Source organism: Methylobacterium sp. 10 (assembly GCF_000519085.1).
Classification (GTDB): Bacteria; Pseudomonadota; Alphaproteobacteria; order Rhizobiales; family Beijerinckiaceae; genus Methylobacterium.
Genome location: NZ_KI912577.1, coordinates 2,657,206 through 2,675,050, shown reverse-complemented (window position 1 = coordinate 2,675,050; position 17,845 = coordinate 2,657,206). Strand labels below are relative to the sequence as shown.

16 protein-coding genes are annotated in these 17,845 nt (G+C 68.6%); all 16 read right to left on the bottom strand.

Going from position 1 to position 17,845, the window contains the following annotated elements:
- Nucleotides 1-349 precede the first annotated feature (349 nt).
- Entirely contained in the window at nucleotides 350-1,597 is a 1,248-nt protein-coding gene (locus K368_RS0112375; RefSeq protein ID WP_027172695.1) for an amidase, read from the bottom strand.
- A 35-nt stretch (nucleotides 1,598-1,632) separates the two neighbouring features.
- Nucleotides 1,633-2,937 carry an amidase gene (locus K368_RS0112370; RefSeq protein ID WP_027172694.1) on the bottom strand — a complete coding sequence of 435 codons (1,305 nt, stop codon included), beginning with the start codon at nucleotides 2,935-2,937 and terminating at the stop codon, nucleotides 1,633-1,635.
- Between the two features lie 131 nt (nucleotides 2,938-3,068).
- Nucleotides 3,069-4,046: an ABC transporter substrate-binding protein gene (locus K368_RS0112365; protein WP_036266253.1), complete on the bottom strand. Its 978-nt coding sequence runs from the start codon at nucleotides 4,044-4,046 to the stop codon at nucleotides 3,069-3,071.
- A 111-nt stretch (nucleotides 4,047-4,157) separates the two neighbouring features.
- Entirely contained in the window at nucleotides 4,158-4,892 is a 735-nt protein-coding gene (locus tag K368_RS0112360) for an ABC transporter permease (protein ID WP_245259570.1), read from the bottom strand.
- Between the two features lie 185 nt (nucleotides 4,893-5,077).
- On the bottom strand, nucleotides 5,078-5,863 hold the full coding sequence (locus K368_RS0112355; RefSeq protein WP_027172691.1) for an ABC transporter ATP-binding protein: 786 nt from the start codon (nucleotides 5,861-5,863) through the stop codon (nucleotides 5,078-5,080).
- A 316-nt stretch (nucleotides 5,864-6,179) separates the two neighbouring features.
- Nucleotides 6,180-6,527: a Rieske 2Fe-2S domain-containing protein gene (locus K368_RS24515; protein ID WP_027172690.1), complete on the bottom strand. Its 348-nt coding sequence runs from the start codon at nucleotides 6,525-6,527 to the stop codon at nucleotides 6,180-6,182.
- Nucleotides 6,499-7,203: an ABC transporter ATP-binding protein gene (locus K368_RS0112345; protein WP_027172689.1), complete on the bottom strand. Its 705-nt coding sequence runs from the start codon at nucleotides 7,201-7,203 to the stop codon at nucleotides 6,499-6,501. The genes K368_RS24515 and K368_RS0112345 overlap by 29 nt, the downstream gene beginning before the upstream one ends.
- Nucleotides 7,196-8,011, bottom strand: coding sequence for an ABC transporter ATP-binding protein (locus K368_RS0112340; RefSeq protein WP_027172688.1), 816 nt, complete (start codon nucleotides 8,009-8,011; stop codon nucleotides 7,196-7,198). Before K368_RS0112340 ends, K368_RS0112345 begins: the two co-directional genes overlap by 8 nt.
- A complete protein-coding gene (locus K368_RS0112335) occupies nucleotides 8,008-9,039 on the bottom strand; it encodes a branched-chain amino acid ABC transporter permease (RefSeq protein ID WP_027172687.1) in 1,032 nt (343 codons plus the stop codon). Before K368_RS0112335 ends, K368_RS0112340 begins: the two co-directional genes overlap by 4 nt.
- Nucleotides 9,036-9,908, bottom strand: coding sequence for a branched-chain amino acid ABC transporter permease (locus tag K368_RS0112330; RefSeq protein ID WP_027172686.1), 873 nt, complete (start codon nucleotides 9,906-9,908; stop codon nucleotides 9,036-9,038). Before K368_RS0112330 ends, K368_RS0112335 begins: the two co-directional genes overlap by 4 nt.
- Nucleotides 9,909-9,979: 71 nt before the next feature.
- On the bottom strand, nucleotides 9,980-11,134 hold the full coding sequence (locus K368_RS0112325; RefSeq protein ID WP_027172685.1) for an ABC transporter substrate-binding protein: 1,155 nt from the start codon (nucleotides 11,132-11,134) through the stop codon (nucleotides 9,980-9,982).
- A gap of 55 nt (nucleotides 11,135-11,189) precedes the next feature.
- Entirely contained in the window at nucleotides 11,190-12,413 is a 1,224-nt protein-coding gene (locus K368_RS0112320) for a 2Fe-2S iron-sulfur cluster-binding protein (protein WP_027172684.1), read from the bottom strand.
- Nucleotides 12,410-13,285 (bottom strand): FAD binding domain-containing protein, encoded by an 876-nt coding sequence (locus K368_RS0112315; protein WP_027172683.1) that lies wholly within the window; start codon nucleotides 13,283-13,285, stop codon nucleotides 12,410-12,412. Before K368_RS0112315 ends, K368_RS0112320 begins: the two co-directional genes overlap by 4 nt.
- Complete coding sequence (locus K368_RS0112310; RefSeq protein WP_027172682.1) at nucleotides 13,282-15,651, bottom strand: xanthine dehydrogenase family protein molybdopterin-binding subunit; 2,370 nt, start codon at nucleotides 15,649-15,651, stop codon at nucleotides 13,282-13,284. The genes K368_RS0112315 and K368_RS0112310 overlap by 4 nt, the downstream gene beginning before the upstream one ends.
- Complete coding sequence (locus K368_RS0112305) at nucleotides 15,648-16,532, bottom strand: alpha/beta hydrolase (protein ID WP_027172681.1); 885 nt, start codon at nucleotides 16,530-16,532, stop codon at nucleotides 15,648-15,650. Before K368_RS0112305 ends, K368_RS0112310 begins: the two co-directional genes overlap by 4 nt.
- 25 nt (nucleotides 16,533-16,557) lie before the next feature.
- Nucleotides 16,558-17,832: an amidohydrolase/deacetylase family metallohydrolase gene (locus K368_RS0112300; protein ID WP_027172680.1), complete on the bottom strand. Its 1,275-nt coding sequence runs from the start codon at nucleotides 17,830-17,832 to the stop codon at nucleotides 16,558-16,560.
- Between the last annotated feature and the right edge of the window lie 13 nt (nucleotides 17,833-17,845).

Sequence of the window (17,845 nt, the reverse complement as noted above, 5' to 3'; positions counted from 1 at the left end):
TACCGTGCTCGCGGCACAACTCCGGCACCACCGGCCCCGGCTCCCTTCAAGATGCCGATGATGTGCTCTTCCGAAAACTGATTCCGCTCCGGTCCGTCCGCTGATGAGCGGACCCTGGCTCCACATGGAGGAAAAACGGGGGTCACGGCACCCCGTATACAGCAACTCTGTAATTAGTCAGACGCCTGCCTGATGGGGAGCCTTCTGCTGGGGCTCTTGGGTATCTGGTGAAGCAGACCGGCTCTTGTCGACCTGATCCTGCAGACGTTGACACTTCATGCGAGGCTGCAAGACCGGGTACCCTCCATACTGTCAATCTGTCTCAGCAAGATGGGTTTCTGTGGCGATGCTACTCGCGCATCAGCGTCTCGACGAAATGTGCAGCCGTGATGGCTCGGGCATCGTCGCCGAGGCGGGCAATCACCTGTACGCCCAGTGGCAGCCCCGTGGCGGTGCTTCCTACCGGCACGGTCACGCAGGGGACGCCCATCAGAGTCCAGAGGCGGTTGAAGCGGGAATCACCCGTGCTGGCATAACCTTCTGGCGCCGGGCCGGGCGCCGAGAGCGTCAGGATCACGTCGATGTCGTTCTCCGCAAATAGGTCGGGCAGTTGCCGCCGCGCGCGGTCTGCTACCTTCAGCGATGCGTCGTAGGCAGCGGGCGCCACCGCTTGCGCGGCATCGAGATGCGCGCCGAGACGGGCCCCGAGACTCGCGCGATGCGTCGCGTATTCCCAGTCCAGCGACTGGGCCGCCTCAAAATCCTGGATCGTTCCATGGAGCCCGAAGGCTTCGGCGAAGACTGCCGGCAGGACCACGTCGTGCAGACGGGCTCCGGCGCTCTCGGCGGCGACGCGAACGCGATCGAGGGCATCGAGTGCCTCGGTCTCTGCCATGGCACAAAAATCCTGCCGGACGACACCCATGCGCGGCATGCCTGCGTTCTTGTCACGAAGGTCGAGGCCGGGGCGCCCCGTCATCAGCGCGAGGGCGTGGGCGGCATCCGCGACGCCTGCGGTGAACAGGCCCAGCGTGTCGAGCGTCCAGGAGAAACACTTCATGCCCACCGTGGGCAGCAATCCGAACGATGGCTTCATCCCCACCACGCCGCAATAGGCAGCCGGCCTGATCACGGAGCCGCCGGTCTGCGTGCCGAGGGTCAGCGGCAGCATCCCCGCCGACACGGCGGCGGCGGAGCCCGCCGATGAACCGCCCGGCGTATGGCCGGAATGGCGCGGATTGCGGGTTTGGGTCGGGTCCAGGAAGGCGAAGGCCGTCGTGGTCGTCTTGGCGAGCGGAACGGCGCCGAGCCGCCTCAGTCGCGCTACGGAAGCCGCATCGGCGCGCGGGCGCCAGCCTTCATAGATCGGCGAGCCCATCTGGGTCGGCAGGTCGGCGGTATCGAGGATGTCCTTGACGCCTACGGCGATGCCGGCCAGGGCCCCCCGCTCCGGCACGACCGGATCGAGATTGCGACTGACAAGGGCGCCGACACGCGGCTCGTGCTCGGCGATGGCCGCCTCCGAAAGGGCGATGGCCTCGCGCGGCGTGAGCGATCCAGCATCGATCTGCTTGCGCAGCGACAGGAGAGAGATCATGGGGCGATGTTCCGATGACGCGAAACGTGAGCTTTTCAAGCGGCGGGGAACGTGATCGGACGAGCCAGGGCCATCTCGCACCAGCGCGCCGTGCGCAGCAGCGCGACATCGCCGCGATAGGGGCCGACGAGTTGGAGTCCGAGCGGAAGCCCGTGGTGCATCCCAGCCGGAAGCGCGACGGCTGGGACGCCGAGGCAGGTCCAGGGCACACAGAAGGCGGGGTCGCCGGTCGAGGCCAGCCCTTCCGGGGCATGACCGGAGGCGGGCAGAGTCAGGACTGCATCGTAGCCTGCCAGCACAGTATCGAGGAGCGCCCGCAGATCGGCCTGCCGATGCAGGGCATCCACGTAAGCGACGGCCGGAATCTGCAGACCGTCCGCGACGAGATCCTTGAGCGGCTGGCTCGTCCGGTCTGGGAAACGCTCGACCAACGGCTGGAAGCAGACGCTCGCCTCGACGGCGAGGATGGTGCGCGCGCAGTCCCACAGGACTTCGAAAGCGGCCGGGAGCACGAGGTTGGACACATGGGCTCCGGCCGTTCGGAAAGCGGTCGTCGCGGAGTCGAGCAGCGCACGCTGCTCCGGTTCGGCCCTGTCCAAGATCGTGGTCTGAACCAGCGCCAGGCGCGGCGCCTCGCGGGGTGCCAGTCCCGAGTCGAGGTCGATGGAAAAGCCCGGTAGAGGGCGGCCATGCCGGTCCGCGTCGTCCTGGCCGATCAGGCGGGACAGGGCAAAGGCGGTGTCCGTCACCGAGCGGGTGAACAGGCCCAGATGGTCGAGGGAGGGGCTGAGCGGGTGTACGCCGACCCGCGGAATGGCGCCGAAGCTCGGCTTGAAGCCGACGACTCCGCAATAGGCGGCCGGCCGGATCACCGATCCGAAGGTCTGCGTGCCGAGAGCAAGGGGAACGATCCCGGCCGCCACGGCGGCGGCCGAGCCGCTCGACGAGCCGCCCGGCGTGTGTCCGCGCCTCCAGGGATTGTGCGTCGGCCCCGGGTGGCGCCAAGCGAATTCCGTCGAGACCGTCTTGCCCAGGACAGAGGCCCCGAGGGACTTCAGGCGAGCGACGATCCAGGCATCCGCGGCGGGCACGTGGTCGGCATAGACGGGCGAGCCGTTCGTGGTCGGCATGTCGGCGGTGGCGATGATGTCCTTCACCCCCACGGGGATGCCGGTCCAGGATCCGTCCCCCGGTGAAAGCTCCGTCGCCAGATACGTGAAGGCGGCCAGATCCGAGCGCGAAAGAGCCGCATCATGGCAGGCCGCAAGGTAGGCGCCGGGCAGCACGCGTCCATCGCGAAACGCCCGCAGGGCGTCGACGAGACCGAGGTGATTGATCATCTAGGATCCATTGTCTGGTGCAACCGGGAGCCGCGCCGATGCGGCACGGTTCCCGGACCTTCGCAGCCTCATATCGAGCCGCGCCGATCCCGACCGATGGCCGGGATCGGCGCGGCGGCGGTCGCGCGGTATCAGTTCGCCGCGAGGCTCTTCTCGATGTAGTCGCGGCGCACGAAGGTGGCGTAGTCAGGCAGGGCCGAGAGGTTGCCCAAGGCGACCTGGGTCTCCATGCCGGCCTTCAGCGCCTCGGCGGTGATGTCGACGCTATCCGGGTAGACTTTCTCCTGCATCATGCGCTTGACCGCAGCCTCGACGACGGCGGGGTCGAGGTTGGAGAACTGCTTCTTGGCGATGGCGACGGTCTTTTCCGGTTCGGCGTGCATGAAGCGGATCGCCTTCTGCATGCCATTCACGACCTTCTGAGTGATGGCGGGATCGACGTCCTTGCGGGCGCTCACGGACGAGAAGGCATAGGGGCCGTAGCGCTCGGGAAAGCTCAGCACGACCTTCATGCCCTTGGCCACCACCTGATCGAGGCCGGGCTCGTACATCACGGCGATCTTGGCCTGCCCGGCAAGGAGGGGCCCCGGCTCGGAGCCGAGCTGGACCTGGGTCATCTCGACGTCCTCGGGCTTCAGGCCGTTCTCCTTGAGGAGCTTGAGGAACAGCGAGGTGCTGGTGGTCGGCATCAGCCCGGTGACGATCTTCTGACCCTTCAGGTCCTTCACGTCGTTGAAGGTCACGTCGGGCGCAGTCGCGATCCAGACCGCGGCTCCGTTGACCACGTTCGCCACCACGTTGACCGGCGCGCCCTTCGAGGCGGCGATGGCGGTCCATTCGGGGCCGTGGATCGAGTACTGCGCGCTCTTCGAGATCACGGCCGAGAGAGCCACGGCCGGCGCCCCTGCCGTCTCCTTCGTGACCTCGACGCCCTCGCCGGCGAAGAAGCCGCCATCCATGGCGACGTAGAAGGGCAGGTAGAGCATCGACTGGAAGGCTTGCGAGATCGTCACCTTGTCCGCCGCGCGGGCAGGCAATGCCACGAGGCCGGCGACCCCCAGGATCACTGCCAGGGAGGTCGAGTAACGCAGACGCTTGGAACGGATCATCCGTGAGGCCCTTTTTCGACAAAAGCTGGGTATGGGGGAGTCTGGAGCGCCTTTGCCCCGCTATGCGTCGAGAGTGGCCACCGATGCGGGCCCGCCCTCGAGGGGGTAAGATCAAACCTGAACCTGACCGGCGGTGTTGATCTGCCGCCAGGGCAAGATGCGACGCTCGGCGAAATCGATGACGTGGTAGAGAAGAAAGCCCACGAACATCAGCACGAACAATCCGACCCAGACGGTATTGAGGTCGTAGAGACTCGAGGCCGAGTAGATCAGGTGCCCGAGGCCGCGCTGGGACGAGATGAACTCGCCGACCACCGCGCCCACGAGGGCGAAGCCGATGTTGATGCGAAACATCCCGATGATGGCCGGCAGGGTCGATGGCACGATCACGCTCCTGAAGATGCGGTTCTTCGAGGCGCCCATCGAGGCGAGCAGGGCCTGCAGATCGGGGTCGGCGTCGCGCGCGGCCTGATAGGCGGCGATGAGGGCGACGAGGGCGGTCAGCGACACCGCGAGCGCGACTTTCGAGACGAAGCCTGTCCCGAACCACAGGATCACGATCGGAGCCAGCGCGATCTTCGGCACCGAGTTGATCGCCACGATGAAGGGCTCGACGAGCCGCGCCACGAAGGCCGAGTACCACAGGCCGAGGCCGGCCACCGACCCCAGGAGCGTGCCGATGAGGAACCCGATGATCGCTTCGATCACGGTGTACCAGGTGTCGACCGGCAGCGATCCGTCCAGCATGGAGGCGAGAAAGACCCGCCAGATGCCTGAAGGTGCTCCGACCAGGAACTCCGTGAGCCAGCCGGCCCGAACCGCGACCTCCCAGGCAAGGAAAAACACGGCGACCGCCAGCAGTTGGATGACGCCTCGGCCGAGTGTCGTATCGGCTGCTCGGGCAAAGGCGCCCGGCTTGGCGCGACGCCGGGCAACAGGTTTCTTGGCGGGTCGGACTGAGGCTGGGGAGGAAGATTTCGGGTTTTGGGAGGTCTGCAAGACTTCCGACGTTTTTAATGTCTGCGTCGTCATCAGGCTGCCCTCTGACGGGTCTGGATTTCGAGTTCGCCACACAGGGTTTGGAAGTAGTCGGAGAAGCGCGGATCGCTGCGCGCACCAATCGGTGAACGGGCATCGAGTCCGATCTCGTGGACGGACTTCACCTTGGTGGGGCGATTGCCCAGGACCACGACGCGCTTCGATAGGGCGACGGCCTCGTCGATATCGTGCGTCACAAGGACGACGGTCTTGTGGAAGGTCTCCACGGCGTCGAGGAGAACGCCTTCGAGGTAGAGCCGCGTCTGGTAGTCGAGGGCCGAGAAGGGTTCATCCAGGAGCAGGATGTCGGGATCCATGATCAAGGTCCGGATCAGGGCGGTCCGCTGCCGCATGCCGCCGGACAACATCTTCGGGTAGGCGTTCTCGAAGCCCGACAGGCCGAAGGTCGAGAGATATTCGCGGGCCGTGTCGAGGGCCTGGGCGCGGTCGACGCCCTTCATCTCCAGGCCGAGCATGACGTTCTGAAGGACCGTCCGCCAGGGAAACAGCAGGTCCTTCTGCATCATGTAGCCGACCCGGCCCTGAAGTCCGGGCACCACCTCGCCGCGAAACGTCATCGTGCCGCTATCGGGTTCGAGAAGTCCGGCGATGACGTTGAAGACCGTCGTCTTGCCGCAGCCGCTCGGGCCAATGATGCTGACGAAGTCGCGCTCGTAGATGTCGAAGCTGAGACCGTCCAAGACCGGCACCGGCCCGCCCTTGCCGGGAAAGGACTTGCGGATGCCGTCCAGGCTGAGCTGGACCGAGGAAGCCGTCATGAACCCTCCGTGTTTGTCGCACGGCTCCAGCAAACCTCAGGCCAACATAATTATGGATACAGCGCCCCTCGTGGTGAAGGTCGTCTACGGTCGCGGCGCAGAACGCCGCCGTGTCGGCGCTCGTCTGCAGTAATGTTGGCCTCCACAACGTCATCGAGCAAGGATCGCTCGCCGATATCGATGTTCGCGTGACCATGGCCAACCTCATCGAACAGGTCGTCCGTATCGGCACGGAATTTTTACTGCGTCGGCCTTGTGATGAAACACGGAGGGACGCGTCAGGAAGAGGCATGTCTTCTTGTCGAGCATTCGGGATCTATCGTACATCGATCAGAACTTGGATGCCGCTCCCCTCCCTGCGGGTCGGGTAGGTGCGAAGATCGCGAAAATACCATCCCGCCGAGACGGCACCGTTCGCGAGCGCGAACCATGCTCGGTGCCGCGGGCAGAACAGGCGCCCTCCGGAGCAATGGCCCAGGGCGAGATCCGCCCCCTCATGCGGGCAGGCCCGTTCCGCGGCGAAGATCCCGTCATCGTCCTGCACGAGAACGAGATGATGGCCTGCCACGAAGACCGGGACGATCGCACGGCCGGCGAACGCGTCGATACGGCAGGCGTGAACCCAGCGCCCGCCCTCAGCCGCCGAGATAGGCTTGGCGCACATGAGGATCCGCGATCAGCATCGAGCCTTTTCCCGCCAGCACGATGCGGCCGGTCTCCAGCAGGTAGGCGTAGTCGCAGAGTTCCAGGGCCGCGAAGGCGTTCTGCTCCACCAGGAGGACCGTGGTGCCGGTGTCGCAGATCGCCCGGATGACGGCGAACATGCGCTCGACGATGTTGGGGGCGAGGCCCAGAGAGGGCTCGTCGAACAGGACGAGCCGGGGGCGGGACATCAGCGCGCGGCCGATCGCCAGCATCTGCTGCTCGCCCCCCGAGAGGGTACCGGCGATTTGGTGCCGGCGCTCGGCGAGGCGTGGGAACTCGCCGTATATGCGTGCGAGATCTGCGGACACCCCCGCCGGGTCGCGCCGCAGGTAGGCGCCCATGGCGAGGTTCTCCGCCACGCTCATCTGCGGGAACACCCGCCGCCCCTCCGGGCAATGAGCGATACCCTGCGCCAGCACCTTGCGCGGGTCGGTGCCGGTGATGTCCCGCCCGTCGAAGTGGATGCTGCCCGAGCGCGCCGGGATCAGGCCGGAGACGGCCCGGAGCGTCGTCGATTTGCCGGCGCCGTTGGCGCCCACCAGGGCCACGAGCTGCCCTGCTTCGACTGTCAGGGAGAGCCCCTTGAGGGCCGTCACCGCGCCGTAGCCGCAGACGAGGTCGCGGATCTCAAGCATGGGTCGTCTCCCTGACCGCCTGTGCGGCTTCGCGGGCGGCGCTGCCCTGGCCGAGATAGGCCTCGATCACGGCCGGATCGGATCGGATCGCCGCCGGCGGCCCCTCGGCGATGAGGCGGCCGTAATTCAGCACCACGATCCGGTCGGAGACCTCCATGACCATCGGCATGTCGTGCTCGACGAGGAGGATCGTGACGCCCCGTTCGCGGATCGAGCGGATCAGGCGTACGAAGACCTGGGTCTCGGAGGCGTTCATACCGGAGACCGGCTCGTCGAGGAGCAGCATGGCGGGCTCCGTGGCCAGCGCCAGCGCGACCCCGACGAGGCGCTGTTCGCCATAGGCCAGCGACCCGGCCTTGTCCCGTGCCCGGCCGGAGAGCCCGACCCAGTCGAGGAGTTCCTGGGCGCGCTCCCGCAGGGCCGCCTCGCCGGCACGGTCCCGCCCGAGCAGCGTATCGACCAGCCGCGCGCGGCCCCGGCGATGGAGGCCGATCATCACGTTGTCGAACACGGTGTCGTCGGGGAACACGCTGGTGCGCTGGAAGGTGCGGCTCAGGCCGAGCCGGACGATCTCGTGCGGCGGCAACCCCTCGAGGCCGGTGCCACGAAAGCGGACCTGACCCTGGCTGGGCTTGAGGAACCCTGTCATCACGTTGAAGGCCGTCGTCTTGCCGGCCCCGTTGGGGCCGATCAGGCTGACGATCTCGCCGGGATGGACGTCGAAATGCAGGTCGGCGATGGCGACGAGGCCGCCGAAGCGCACGCCGACATGGTCCACCGACAGAATGGGAACGCCGGTCTCGCTCATGGCCTGACCTCCACGGGAACGCTGGCGGGTGCCGATGCGCGGCGGCGCGTGGCGAAGCGGACGAGCCCAGGCACGATGCCCCGGGGCATCACGAACTGGATCACGATCAGCACGAGGCCGAACACCATCCACTGCGCCTCGGGCACCATGACCGGGCGCAGGGCGACCGGGAGCAGGCCGAAGATCAGGCCGCCGACGACGGGGCCGAGCAGCGTGCCCTTGCCGCCGCCCACCACCATGATGACCATGGTCACCGTGGTCGAGAACAGGAACACGTCGGGGTCGATGATGCGCAGATAATGGGCGTAGAGACTGCCGGCCGCACCCGCCATCGCCGCCGAGATCACCGCCGCGAGGGTCAGGGTCCGGGTGGCGTTGATTCCCACCGAGAGGGCGAGGGACTCGTTCTCCTTGAGGCCCCGCATGGCCCGGCCGAAGCGCGAGCGGACGAGGCGCGCGATGAGCACGTAGCAGAGCGTTCCGACCACGAGGACCAGGTAGTAGTTCTGCAGCTTCGTGCGCAGGGTCGTCGTGCCGAGACCGGGGAGCCAGAGGCTGAAGGGCGGGATACCCGTCAGCGCCAGGGGTCCCTGAGTCAGCTCCACCCAGTTGAGGGCGACGAGGCGTACCACCTCGGCGAAGGAGATCGTCACGATGACGAAATACGCGCCCCTCACCCGGAACGAGAGGCGCCCCACGAGGTAGCCGCAGGCGGCCGTCGCCAGCACGGCGAGGCCGAAGCCCACCACCGGCGGCCAGGGCTCGTGCACGACGCGAAGGCCGCCGAACACCTCGACGTCGAAGCCGAGGCTCGTGAGGGCGCTCACATAAGCGCCGATACCGAAGAAGGCGATGTGCCCGAGGCTGAGCTGCCCGGTGAAGCCGAGCAGCAGGTTCAGGCTCATGGCGGCGATGGTGACGATGCCCGTCGTGATCAGCGCGTTGAGCAGGTAGGGCTCATTGCCCAGCGCCAGTGGTACGGCGACGAGGGCCGCGAGGAGGGCGAGGGCGGGGAGATGCTGATTCATCCGATGCGCTCCGCCTTGGCGAAGAGGCCCGTCGGTTTGAAGATCAGCACCGCGATGATGATCAGGAAGCCCATGGCGTCCCGGTAGCCGGACGAGATGTAGCCGGCGCCGAGTTCCTCGGCGAGTGCCAGGATGAAGCCGCCGATGGCTGCCCCGGTGACGTTGCCGAGCCCGCCGAGAATGACGATGGCGAAGGCCTTCAACTCGGCCATGCCTCCCATCTGCGGGAACACCACGTAGACCGGCCCGAGGAGGGCGCCCGCCGCCGCCGCGAGGCTGGAACCGATGGCGAAGGTCGCGGTGTAGATGAGCCGCACGTTGACCCCCATCAGGGCGGCGGTGTCGTGGTCCTGGAAGGTGGCCCGCATGGCGAGGCCGAGGCGCGTGCGATTGATGAGCCAATAGGTCAGCCCGATCAGCGCGAGGGCCGCGCTCAGCACGAACAGCCGCAACCACGATACCGAGACGCCCCCCAGTTGGAGTGGCGCGTCCGGGAACGGCGTGGGGATCGATTTCGCGACGCCGCCGAACAGCCAGAGCGTGCCCGATTGCAGGACGATGCCGGCCCCGATCATCACCAGCATGGTCGTATCCATGTCCGCGCCCCGCAGGGGGCGCAGCAGTGCGAGGTCGAGGATCGCTCCCAGCAGGAGGCCGCCGAGGATCGCGGTGGGCAGGGCCGCGAAGAAGCCGAGCCCGAGGGCGGTGACGGCGAGGTACATGACGTAGGCGCCCACCGTGTAGAGCGCCCCGTGGGTGAAGTTCACCACGTTCATGATGCCGAAGATCAGGGTCAACCCGATGCCCAGCAAGGCATAGGTGCCCCCGAGGACCAGGGTGTTGAGGAGGTGCTGCAGGAATTCGGTCATCGCGGCCTCGCCTATTGCGACGGTTGGACCCGGTGGCCCGGTCATTGGGCCGCCGGGAGGCTTGCGCGCGGTTAGAGTTCGGGCACCACGACTTTTCCGCCGTCGATCTTCACGAGGTAGACATCCGGCTTGCTCTGGCCGCTCTCGGACCCGGCGGGGCCGGCCTTGGCGAAGCGGACCGGGCCGTTGAGGCCGGTCAGGTCCACGGACCAGAAGCCCTTCCTGATGGAGGCCGCGTCGGTGCCGCCGCCCTTCTCGATGGCCGCCGCGATGGTGCGGATGCCGTCGTAGCCGCGAAAACTCTCGGTGACGCCGGCGAACTCGAAGCCGCGCTTCTTCCACTCGGCGATGAAGTAGGCGGTGGCCGCCGGGTTCGGGGTCTTCTCCGGGTACCAGGGCAGGAAGGTGGTCAGGTGCATCGTTCCTTCGGCGGCGGTACCCGCCTGGGCGATGATCTGGTCGGGGTTCTGGGAGCCGCCGGTGGTGATGATCCGCTTCTTGAGGCCGAGCGCCGCCATCTGCTTGAACAGGAGCGTGAGCTGGTCGACGGCGGCCGTGATCAGAAGCGTGTCGGCATCCGAGCCCTTCAGCTTGGACAATTGGGCGCTCATGTCCTGCGCGCCCTGGTCCATGGTCTCCACGAGGCCCACCGTGACGCCCTTGCCCTTGAGCATCTTGCCGAAATCGGCCGCCGCCCCCCGGCCCCAGTCGTTGTTGATGGCGAGGAAATCGACCTTCTTCAGGCCGAGCTTCTCCACCATCGGTGCGAAGGCTTCGGCCTCCAGGGCCGAGGGCGGAGAGATGCGAAAGACGTACGGGTTGCCCGAGGTGGTGATCTTGCCCGACGACGAGGTCTCCACCAGCATCGGGGTCTCGTAATCGGCCAGCTTGGGCATCACGGCCAGGGTGAGGCTGGAACCCCAGGCGCCCATGAGCACCGGGGTCTTGTCGCTGGTGATGAGCTTTTCGGCCACCGCCGCCGCTTCGGTGGGATTGCTCTTGTTGTCCTCGACGACGAGTTCGAGTTTCTTTCCGAGGACGCCGCCCTTGGCGTTGATCTCGTCGGCGGCGATCCTGGCCCCGTTGACCACGTAGGTGCCCGACGCCGCGAAGGGCCCGGTGAGGGGCTCGTTGACGCCGATCCGGATCGCCTGCGCATAAGCCACCCCCGCCGACAGGACGAAGGCGAGGGTCAGGGCAGGAAGAATGGTGAGGCTGCGCGTCATGGTGGTCTCCGGTCTTTGGCAGAATCGCGGGCAGGATCGCGGTGGGAGGCGACGGTCAGGGAAGGCGACCCCACGCGGCGAGGCGCCGGCGCAGGGAGGTCGTCAGCATCGTAAGGAGAAGGCGCAGCGGGTTCAGGCCTGCGGAGACCGGAGCCGGGGCACCGGAGAGGCGGGCTTCGAGATTCGCGGCGAACTCAGCCCCTAGGCGCCCGGCAAGGTCACGCACGAGGCCCGGCCGGCCGAATTGCGCCAGCGGTCCCTTGAGGGTGTAGCCGACGGCGAGATCGATCCGGGCGGTACCGGAAGTCTCGCCCGGTCCGACGCGGTAGCGGATCTCCCCCTGGGTGGCGGAGCGGCCACCCGCGTCGCTGCCGGCACCAAGGATGCGTCCCGTGCGGGCCGCCTCATCGCGAAAAATCCGGGCATGGCCGCGAAAGCGCGCGGCGATTGGCCCGATCCGCACCTGAAGGGCACCCTCGACGGCATCCGGTGTGGGATGTCCCGTCAGTTCGGCTCCGGGGAGGCAGGCGGCCACGGCCTCCACGTCGCCGAACAAGGCGAAGACGGTGTCGGGGGGATGGGCCACCGCGAAGGATTGCTCGAAGCGATGGGCGGGGACGAAATCGCCGCCGATATCGGCGATCCGCGGCGCGCCCTCGGCCTGCGCGACGGGCCGCAGGGGCGTGCGGGCCGCCTCCGATGCCGGGCCCGACGGGGTGCCGAAGCGCGCGCCTACGGGGCCGAGAGCGCGCTGTCCGCCGGTTGTCGGCGCGATGCCGCGGGCGCGGCGCTCGGCGATGACGCCGCGCACCGCGCGAACGATGCCGACATAGCCGGTGCAGCGGCACAGGTTGCCCGAGAGTCCGGCGCGGATGCGGCGCTCGTCGGCGTCGGGCAGGCGCAGGACGAGGTCGCGGGCGGCGATGAGCATGCCGGGCGTGCAGTAGCCGCATTGCAGAGCGTGTTCGCGGTTGAACGCGGCCCGCAACTCGCCGGCGACGGGATCGTCGTCGAGCCCCTCGATGGTGGTCACTTCGGCGCCCGCGCAGGCCCCGGAGAAGGTCAGGCAGGCGCGGGCCGGCTCGCCGTCGAGGAGCACCGTACAGGCGCCGCAGACGCCGTGCTCGCAGCCGAGATGGGTTCCGGTGAGGTCGAGTGTGTCGCGCAGGACGTCGGCGAGATGCGTTCGCGGCTCGGCCCGCAGGCTTCGCGCCCGGCCGTTCACGGTGAGGTCGAGGGGCAGGCTCTCGTCGCGGAGGGCGGCCGATGCGGTGCTCATGCGGCCTCGCCGATGGTGCGTGTGAGGGAGGGCGGTGCGGAGGCCGCCTGCCTGAGGGCGCGCGCCAGAACGGTGACGTGGACGTGGCGCGCCACGGGGTCGGACATCCCGGCCTCTCGCAGGAGCGCATCGGCCGCACGGGCGTCGAACCGGTCGGCGAAGTCGGGGCCGATCCACCCGCCGAACAGGTCGTGCGGTTCCGCGACCACGAGGGGCGCGCGCTCGATGGCGCCGATCACCACCCGGCCGCGCCCGGCATCGGGTTCGATCCGCACGGCCCCGATGGCGTGGGCGAACTCGCCGATCTTTGAGCAGTGCTTGACGTAGCCCCAGGCGATGCCGGGCGGGAGCGCGGGAATCCGCACGGCGACCAGCATCTCGCCGGGCGCCAGGGCCACGTCGAGGGCGCCGGTGACGAAGGTCGCGAGGGCCAGGCGGCGCCGGCCGGAGGTGGAGGCCAGTTCGACCTCGGCGCCCAGTGCGATGAGGGAGGTTACCCAGTCGGCGGCCGGGTCGGCATGGACGAGGGAGCCCCCGATCGTGCCGCGATTGCGCACCGGCCGGTAGGCGATGGCGGTGGCCACCCGCGCCATGGCGCCGCCGGTGAGGTCGGGAACGCGCCCGTCCTCGATATCCGCATGGGTAACGCAGGCGCCGAGCACCAGGGTCTCCCCCTCGATTGCCGCCCGGCGCAGTTCGGGGATGCCCGTGATGTCGAGGACGAGATCCGGTTCGACGAGGCGCAGGTTCAGCATCGGTCCGAGGGATTGTCCCCCGGCCATCAGCTTCACGCTGCCCTCAGCGGTGGCGAGGCGGGCGAGCAGGGCGGGAAGATCGCCGGGGCGCTCATAGGCGAAGCGGGCGGGTTTCATGCGGCCTTCCGGCTGGAGGAGGCCGCGGCTCGGGCGGCGAGCACGGCCTCGACGATGCGGTGCTGGCTCACCGGCGAATGCAACATGGCGACGCCCAGAGGGCGCAGGGCGTCATTGATGGCGTTGGCGAGTGCCGCCGGGGGCGCGATGGCCCCGCCCTCGCCGATCCCCTTCACGCCGAACTGCGTGTAGGGCGAGGGCGTCGCCATGTGGTCGATCCGCGGTTCCGGCACCTCCGCCGGGCCCGGCAGGAGGTAATCGGCGAAGGTGGAGGCCAGCGGCTGGCCCCGGGAATCGAAGCGCATCTCCTCGTAGAGGGCCGTGCCGATCCCCTGCGCGAGGCCGCCATAGAGCTGGCCGTCGACCACCAGCGGGTTCACGAGGGTGCCGCCATCCTCGACGATGACGTAGTCGAGGATCTCCACCGACCCGAGGTCCGGGTCCACGGCGACGAGGGCCGCGTGCGCCGCGTAGGAGAAGGTGCCGGAATCGCGCTGCGGCTTGTAGCCGGCGGTGACTTCGAGACCGCCCGGATCGACGTCGAGGGCGAGGTCCTGCGGGCGCCGGTACCAGGTATGGGCGATCTGATCGAGGCCGACATCGCCCGAGGGTCCGACGACGCGGCCCGCCTCGAAGCGGCAGGTGGCCGGGTCGGTCTGGAGCAGGTGCGCTCCGATGCGGACCGCCCGCAGGCTGAGTTCGCGGCAGGCCGCCGCCACGGCGCCGCCGGCCATGACCATGACGCGCGAGCCCCATGAGCCGGTGGAATAGGGCGTCATGGCCGTGTCGCCGTGGACGAGCCGCGTGCGCGCCACCGGGACGCCGAGGATCTCGTGCGCCACCTGCGCCAGGGTCGTCTCCAACCCTTGCCCGTGGGAATGGGCGCCGATGCGCAGTTCGAGCCCGCCATCGGGTGTGAGGCGCGCGCCGGCCTGCTCGTGGCCCGGCACCATGGGAATGCCCCAGCCGGAATAGACAGAGGTGCCGTGCGCCGCCTGCTCGCAATAGATCGAGAGCCCGAGGCCGATGCGGCGCCCGTCGGGCTCCGGTGTCCGCTGGCGTGCCCGTACGGCCCCGACATCGATGGCTTCCAGGGCGCGTCTCAGCGCCTGCGGATAGTCGCCGCTGTCGAAGTGCTTGGCGGTGATGTTGTCGAAGGGCATCTGGTCGGCCCGCACGAGGTTCTTCTCGCGCACCGTCCAGGGCTCGATGCCCGCCTCGGCCGCCACCGCGTCGAGGATGAGCTCCATGGCGAAACACACGCCGGTGCGGGCCACCCCGCGATAGGGCAGGATCGGGCACTTGTTGGTGGCCACCGACCAGGTCCGGCAGCGATAGGCCGGGAAGTCGTAGGGGCCGGGCAGGATGCTCGCCACCTGCGCGGCCTCCAGGCAGGCGGAGAACGGGTAGGCCGAGTAGGCCCCGGAATCGACGGTGGCCTCGCAATCGATGCCCCGGAGCGTGCCGTCCCGCTCGGCATAAGCGGTGATGCGGTAATGGTGCTCGCGGCAATTGGCGTTGGCGGTGAGGTGCTCGCGCCGGTCCTCCAGCCAGCGCACCGGATGGCCGACGCGGAGGGCCAGCCAGGCGAGGCAGACATCCTCGGCGAGCAGGATCGCCTTGTAGCCGAAGCCGCCGCCGACATCGGGGGAGACGATGCGCAGGCGCCCCTGCTCGATCCCGAGGCATTCGGCGAGACCGTTGCGCACGATGTGCGGCATCTGGCTCGCCGTGTGGACGACGAGCTGGTCCATGCGGTGGTCGAGATGGACCACCGTGCCCCGCCCCTCGATGGGCGCCATGCACTGGCGACCCGTCGAGATGGTGCGCGAGACCTTGATCGGGGCATCCAGGGCCGAGGCGAAGTTCACGTCGACCAGGGTTTCCAGAAAGACGTTGTCGCCCCAATCCTCGTGGACCAGGGCGGAGCCGGGCTCGCGGGCGGCGAGCATGTCGTGGATCGCCGGCAGTTCTTCCAGGTCGAGGACGATGGCGGCGGCGATGTCTTCGGCCTCGGCGCGGGTCGGCGCGAGACAGATCGCCAGCAATTCGCCGACCTGCCGCACCTTGTCCTTGGCGAGGATGGGCTGCTCGGACACCTTGAAGCCGGCGAGTCCCGAGACGGCCCGGATCGGGAGAACGCCTTCGAGATCGGCCGCGGTGAACACCCGGTCGCGGAACGCTTCCGGCACGTGGATCGCCCGGATTCGGGCATGGGCCAGGGGGCTGCGTACGAAGGCCACGTCCTGCAGGCCGGGCAGGCGCAGGTCGCCGACATAGTGCCCGCGCCCGCGCATGAGGCGGTCGTCCTCCTTGCGGGGCAGGCGTGCGCCGATGCCCTCGGTAAGGCCGTTCGCGTCGCTCATGCCGGTCTCCCCTTGGTGAGATCGAGGTCTTCCACGAGAGCGATCGCGGCGCGCACCAGCACGCCGCCGGGACGACGCAATTCGTTCAGAATGGAAAAATGCTCGGCCCCCGCCACGGGGAGGAGCGGCCCCGGCGCATGCTGGGCGCTGCGCAGGGCGTGGAAGTCTCGGGCATCGTGGGCGAGGGCCGGGCGCTCGGCCGTGCCGTAGGCGATGGCCAGGGGCTTTCCCACCACCGGCAGGCGCAGGGGCGAAAGGGTGGCGACCTCGGCGTCGGTGAGGGAGAGGGCATCGTTCAGCCCGGTGTCGCGGATGGGCCCGAGTTCGTAGATCCCCGAGATGGCGAGCCCCGCCACTACGGCCGGGTGATGCAGCTGCATCGCCGCGAGATGCGCCCCTGCCGACCAGCCGGCCAGAACGAGAGGGCCACCGAGGCCGTGCGCCGGCCCGTTCTCGGCCAGCCAGTCGAGGGCGAGGCCGATCTCGTCGACGATCTGCGTCAGACTCGCCTCGGGGGCGAGGGTGTGGCCCGGCATCGCCACGGACCAGCCGGCGGCGGCGGGGCCTTCGGCGAAGCAGGCGAACAGGTCGCGGGAATTGCGCTGCCAGTAGCCGCCATGGATGAAGACGAGGCAGGGCGCCGCCGGGTTTTTCGCCGGATAAAGGTCGAGGGCCGTCCGCGGCCCGGGCGCATAGGGGATGTCGAGGGCTCTCGGATGCGCGGCGCGGTAAGCGGCGGAAGCCGCGTTGCGCGCGGCCGCCTGGGCGGCGGAATCGGGCACCGCCGCGTTGTTGTCGTAGGCCGCATCGCGCGCCGCCCGGTCGAGGCGGCACCAGTCGTGCCGGGGGTCGGGCGGCAGCGGGGACGGATCGGCCCTCATGCGGTCGTCTCCTTGAGTGCCGGGGTCAGGCCGCGATGGCGCTGGGCAGGATCGGCGAGTCGGCGTCGAAGCGCTTGCCGGCGCGCAGGCAGAAGGCCGGCTGCAGCAGGCGCTGGGCGATGACCTGGGTGTCCTCGTTGTCCCGAAGCAGGAAGCGGCCGCGATGGTCGTGGAGCACCGAGACGTCGGCGGCGAAACCCGGCGTCAGGGCGCCGATCCGGTCGGAGAGGCCCAGCATCTCGGCCGGATGCTTCGTCACCATGGGCACCACCTCTTCGAGGCTGAGGCCCAAGGCCATCATCGAGCTCATGGCCTGGGTCAGGCTGAAGCGGGCCTGGCCGAGGAAGGGGTGGTTCTCGTCGTCGTGGTGCTCATCGGGAGTGCCCGCCGGCCGCGGCACCTCCGTATTGTAGCCATGCATGTCGGCGCCCAGCGTGTAGGGCACGACGCCCGCCGGCAGGGAGGCGCGGGCGACCCGGTAGGAGAAGTGGCTGCCATGCCCGACATCCACCCGCAGGCCGGCATCCATCGCGGCCCGGATGATCGGATGGACCACGCCCTCCTCGTTGATGAAGCCGCCCGGATGACGCGTGAACGGGTGGGCGAGGAAGTCCCCGGGGCGCAATAGCGGGATCACCCGCTCCATGATGGTGTTGGCGTCCTCGCCGTTGGCGCCGCTCTCGGGCAGGCCCCAGAGCTGACCGAAATGCACGTAGAGCGGCAGGTCGGCCCGGCGGCTGATCTCGGCCGCCATCTCCATCACCTTGATGCCCCAGCGGGCGAAGCCCCCGATCTCTGCGTGTCCCTTGATGCCGCGCACGAGGTCGCGGTTCTCCACCGCCGACTTCACCGTGGCGTCGATGTCGACGCCGTCCGGGCTGTAGAGGTTCGGGTAGAAGTGCCCTTCGAGGCCACCGACCAGATAGGCGGAGAGGAAAGCGTAGATCCGGGTCTCGGCCTTCTCCGCGACGAAGTGGCGGAAGCCCGGCAGGGTCATGCAGGACGCGCCGCCCTGATCGATGACCGTGGTCACGCCCGAGCGCACGCCGACCATGTCCGGCGGCAGGCCGAACCGGCCGGTGACGTATTGGTAGACGTGGCCGTGGGTGTCGATCATCCCCGGCAGGACCAGCTTTCCCTGGACGTTCACCACCTCGGTCGAGGCGGAGGGGACGATATGGTTCTCGACGGCGGCGATCCGCCCGTCACGGATGGCAACGTCCTTGATGCCGTCGATGCCGGAAACCGGGCAGATGACCCGTCCGCCGCGCAGCAGCGTGTCGTAGCGACCAACGTCCATTTCGTCTCCTTCA

Bases quoted from the DNA above. Each gene is read 5' to 3' on its own strand.
- K368_RS0112375 (WP_027172695.1), bottom strand. From the start codon at position 1,597: ATGATCTCTCTCCTGTCGCTGCGCAAGCAGATCGATGCTGGATCGCTC.
- K368_RS0112370 (WP_027172694.1), bottom strand. From the start codon at position 2,937: ATGATCAATCACCTCGGTCTCGTCGACGCCCTGCGGGCGTTTCGCGAT.
- K368_RS0112365 (WP_036266253.1), bottom strand. From the start codon at position 4,046: ATGATCCGTTCCAAGCGTCTGCGTTACTCGACCTCCCTGGCAGTGATC.
- K368_RS0112355 (WP_027172691.1), bottom strand. From the start codon at position 5,863: ATGACGGCTTCCTCGGTCCAGCTCAGCCTGGACGGCATCCGCAAGTCC.
- K368_RS24515 (WP_027172690.1), bottom strand. From the start codon at position 6,527: ATGTGCGCCAAGCCTATCTCGGCGGCTGAGGGCGGGCGCTGGGTTCAC.
- K368_RS0112345 (WP_027172689.1), bottom strand. From the start codon at position 7,203: ATGCTTGAGATCCGCGACCTCGTCTGCGGCTACGGCGCGGTGACGGCC.
- K368_RS0112340 (WP_027172688.1), bottom strand. From the start codon at position 8,011: ATGAGCGAGACCGGCGTTCCCATTCTGTCGGTGGACCATGTCGGCGTG.
- K368_RS0112335 (WP_027172687.1), bottom strand. From the start codon at position 9,039: ATGAATCAGCATCTCCCCGCCCTCGCCCTCCTCGCGGCCCTCGTCGCC.
- K368_RS0112330 (WP_027172686.1), bottom strand. From the start codon at position 9,908: ATGACCGAATTCCTGCAGCACCTCCTCAACACCCTGGTCCTCGGGGGC.
- K368_RS0112325 (WP_027172685.1), bottom strand. From the start codon at position 11,134: ATGACGCGCAGCCTCACCATTCTTCCTGCCCTGACCCTCGCCTTCGTC.
- K368_RS0112320 (WP_027172684.1), bottom strand. From the start codon at position 12,413: ATGAGCACCGCATCGGCCGCCCTCCGCGACGAGAGCCTGCCCCTCGAC.
- K368_RS0112315 (WP_027172683.1), bottom strand. From the start codon at position 13,285: ATGAAACCCGCCCGCTTCGCCTATGAGCGCCCCGGCGATCTTCCCGCC.
- K368_RS0112310 (WP_027172682.1), bottom strand. From the start codon at position 15,651: ATGAGCGACGCGAACGGCCTTACCGAGGGCATCGGCGCACGCCTGCCC.
- K368_RS0112305 (WP_027172681.1), bottom strand. From the start codon at position 16,532: ATGAGGGCCGATCCGTCCCCGCTGCCGCCCGACCCCCGGCACGACTGG.
- K368_RS0112300 (WP_027172680.1), bottom strand. From the start codon at position 17,832: ATGGACGTTGGTCGCTACGACACGCTGCTGCGCGGCGGACGGGTCATC.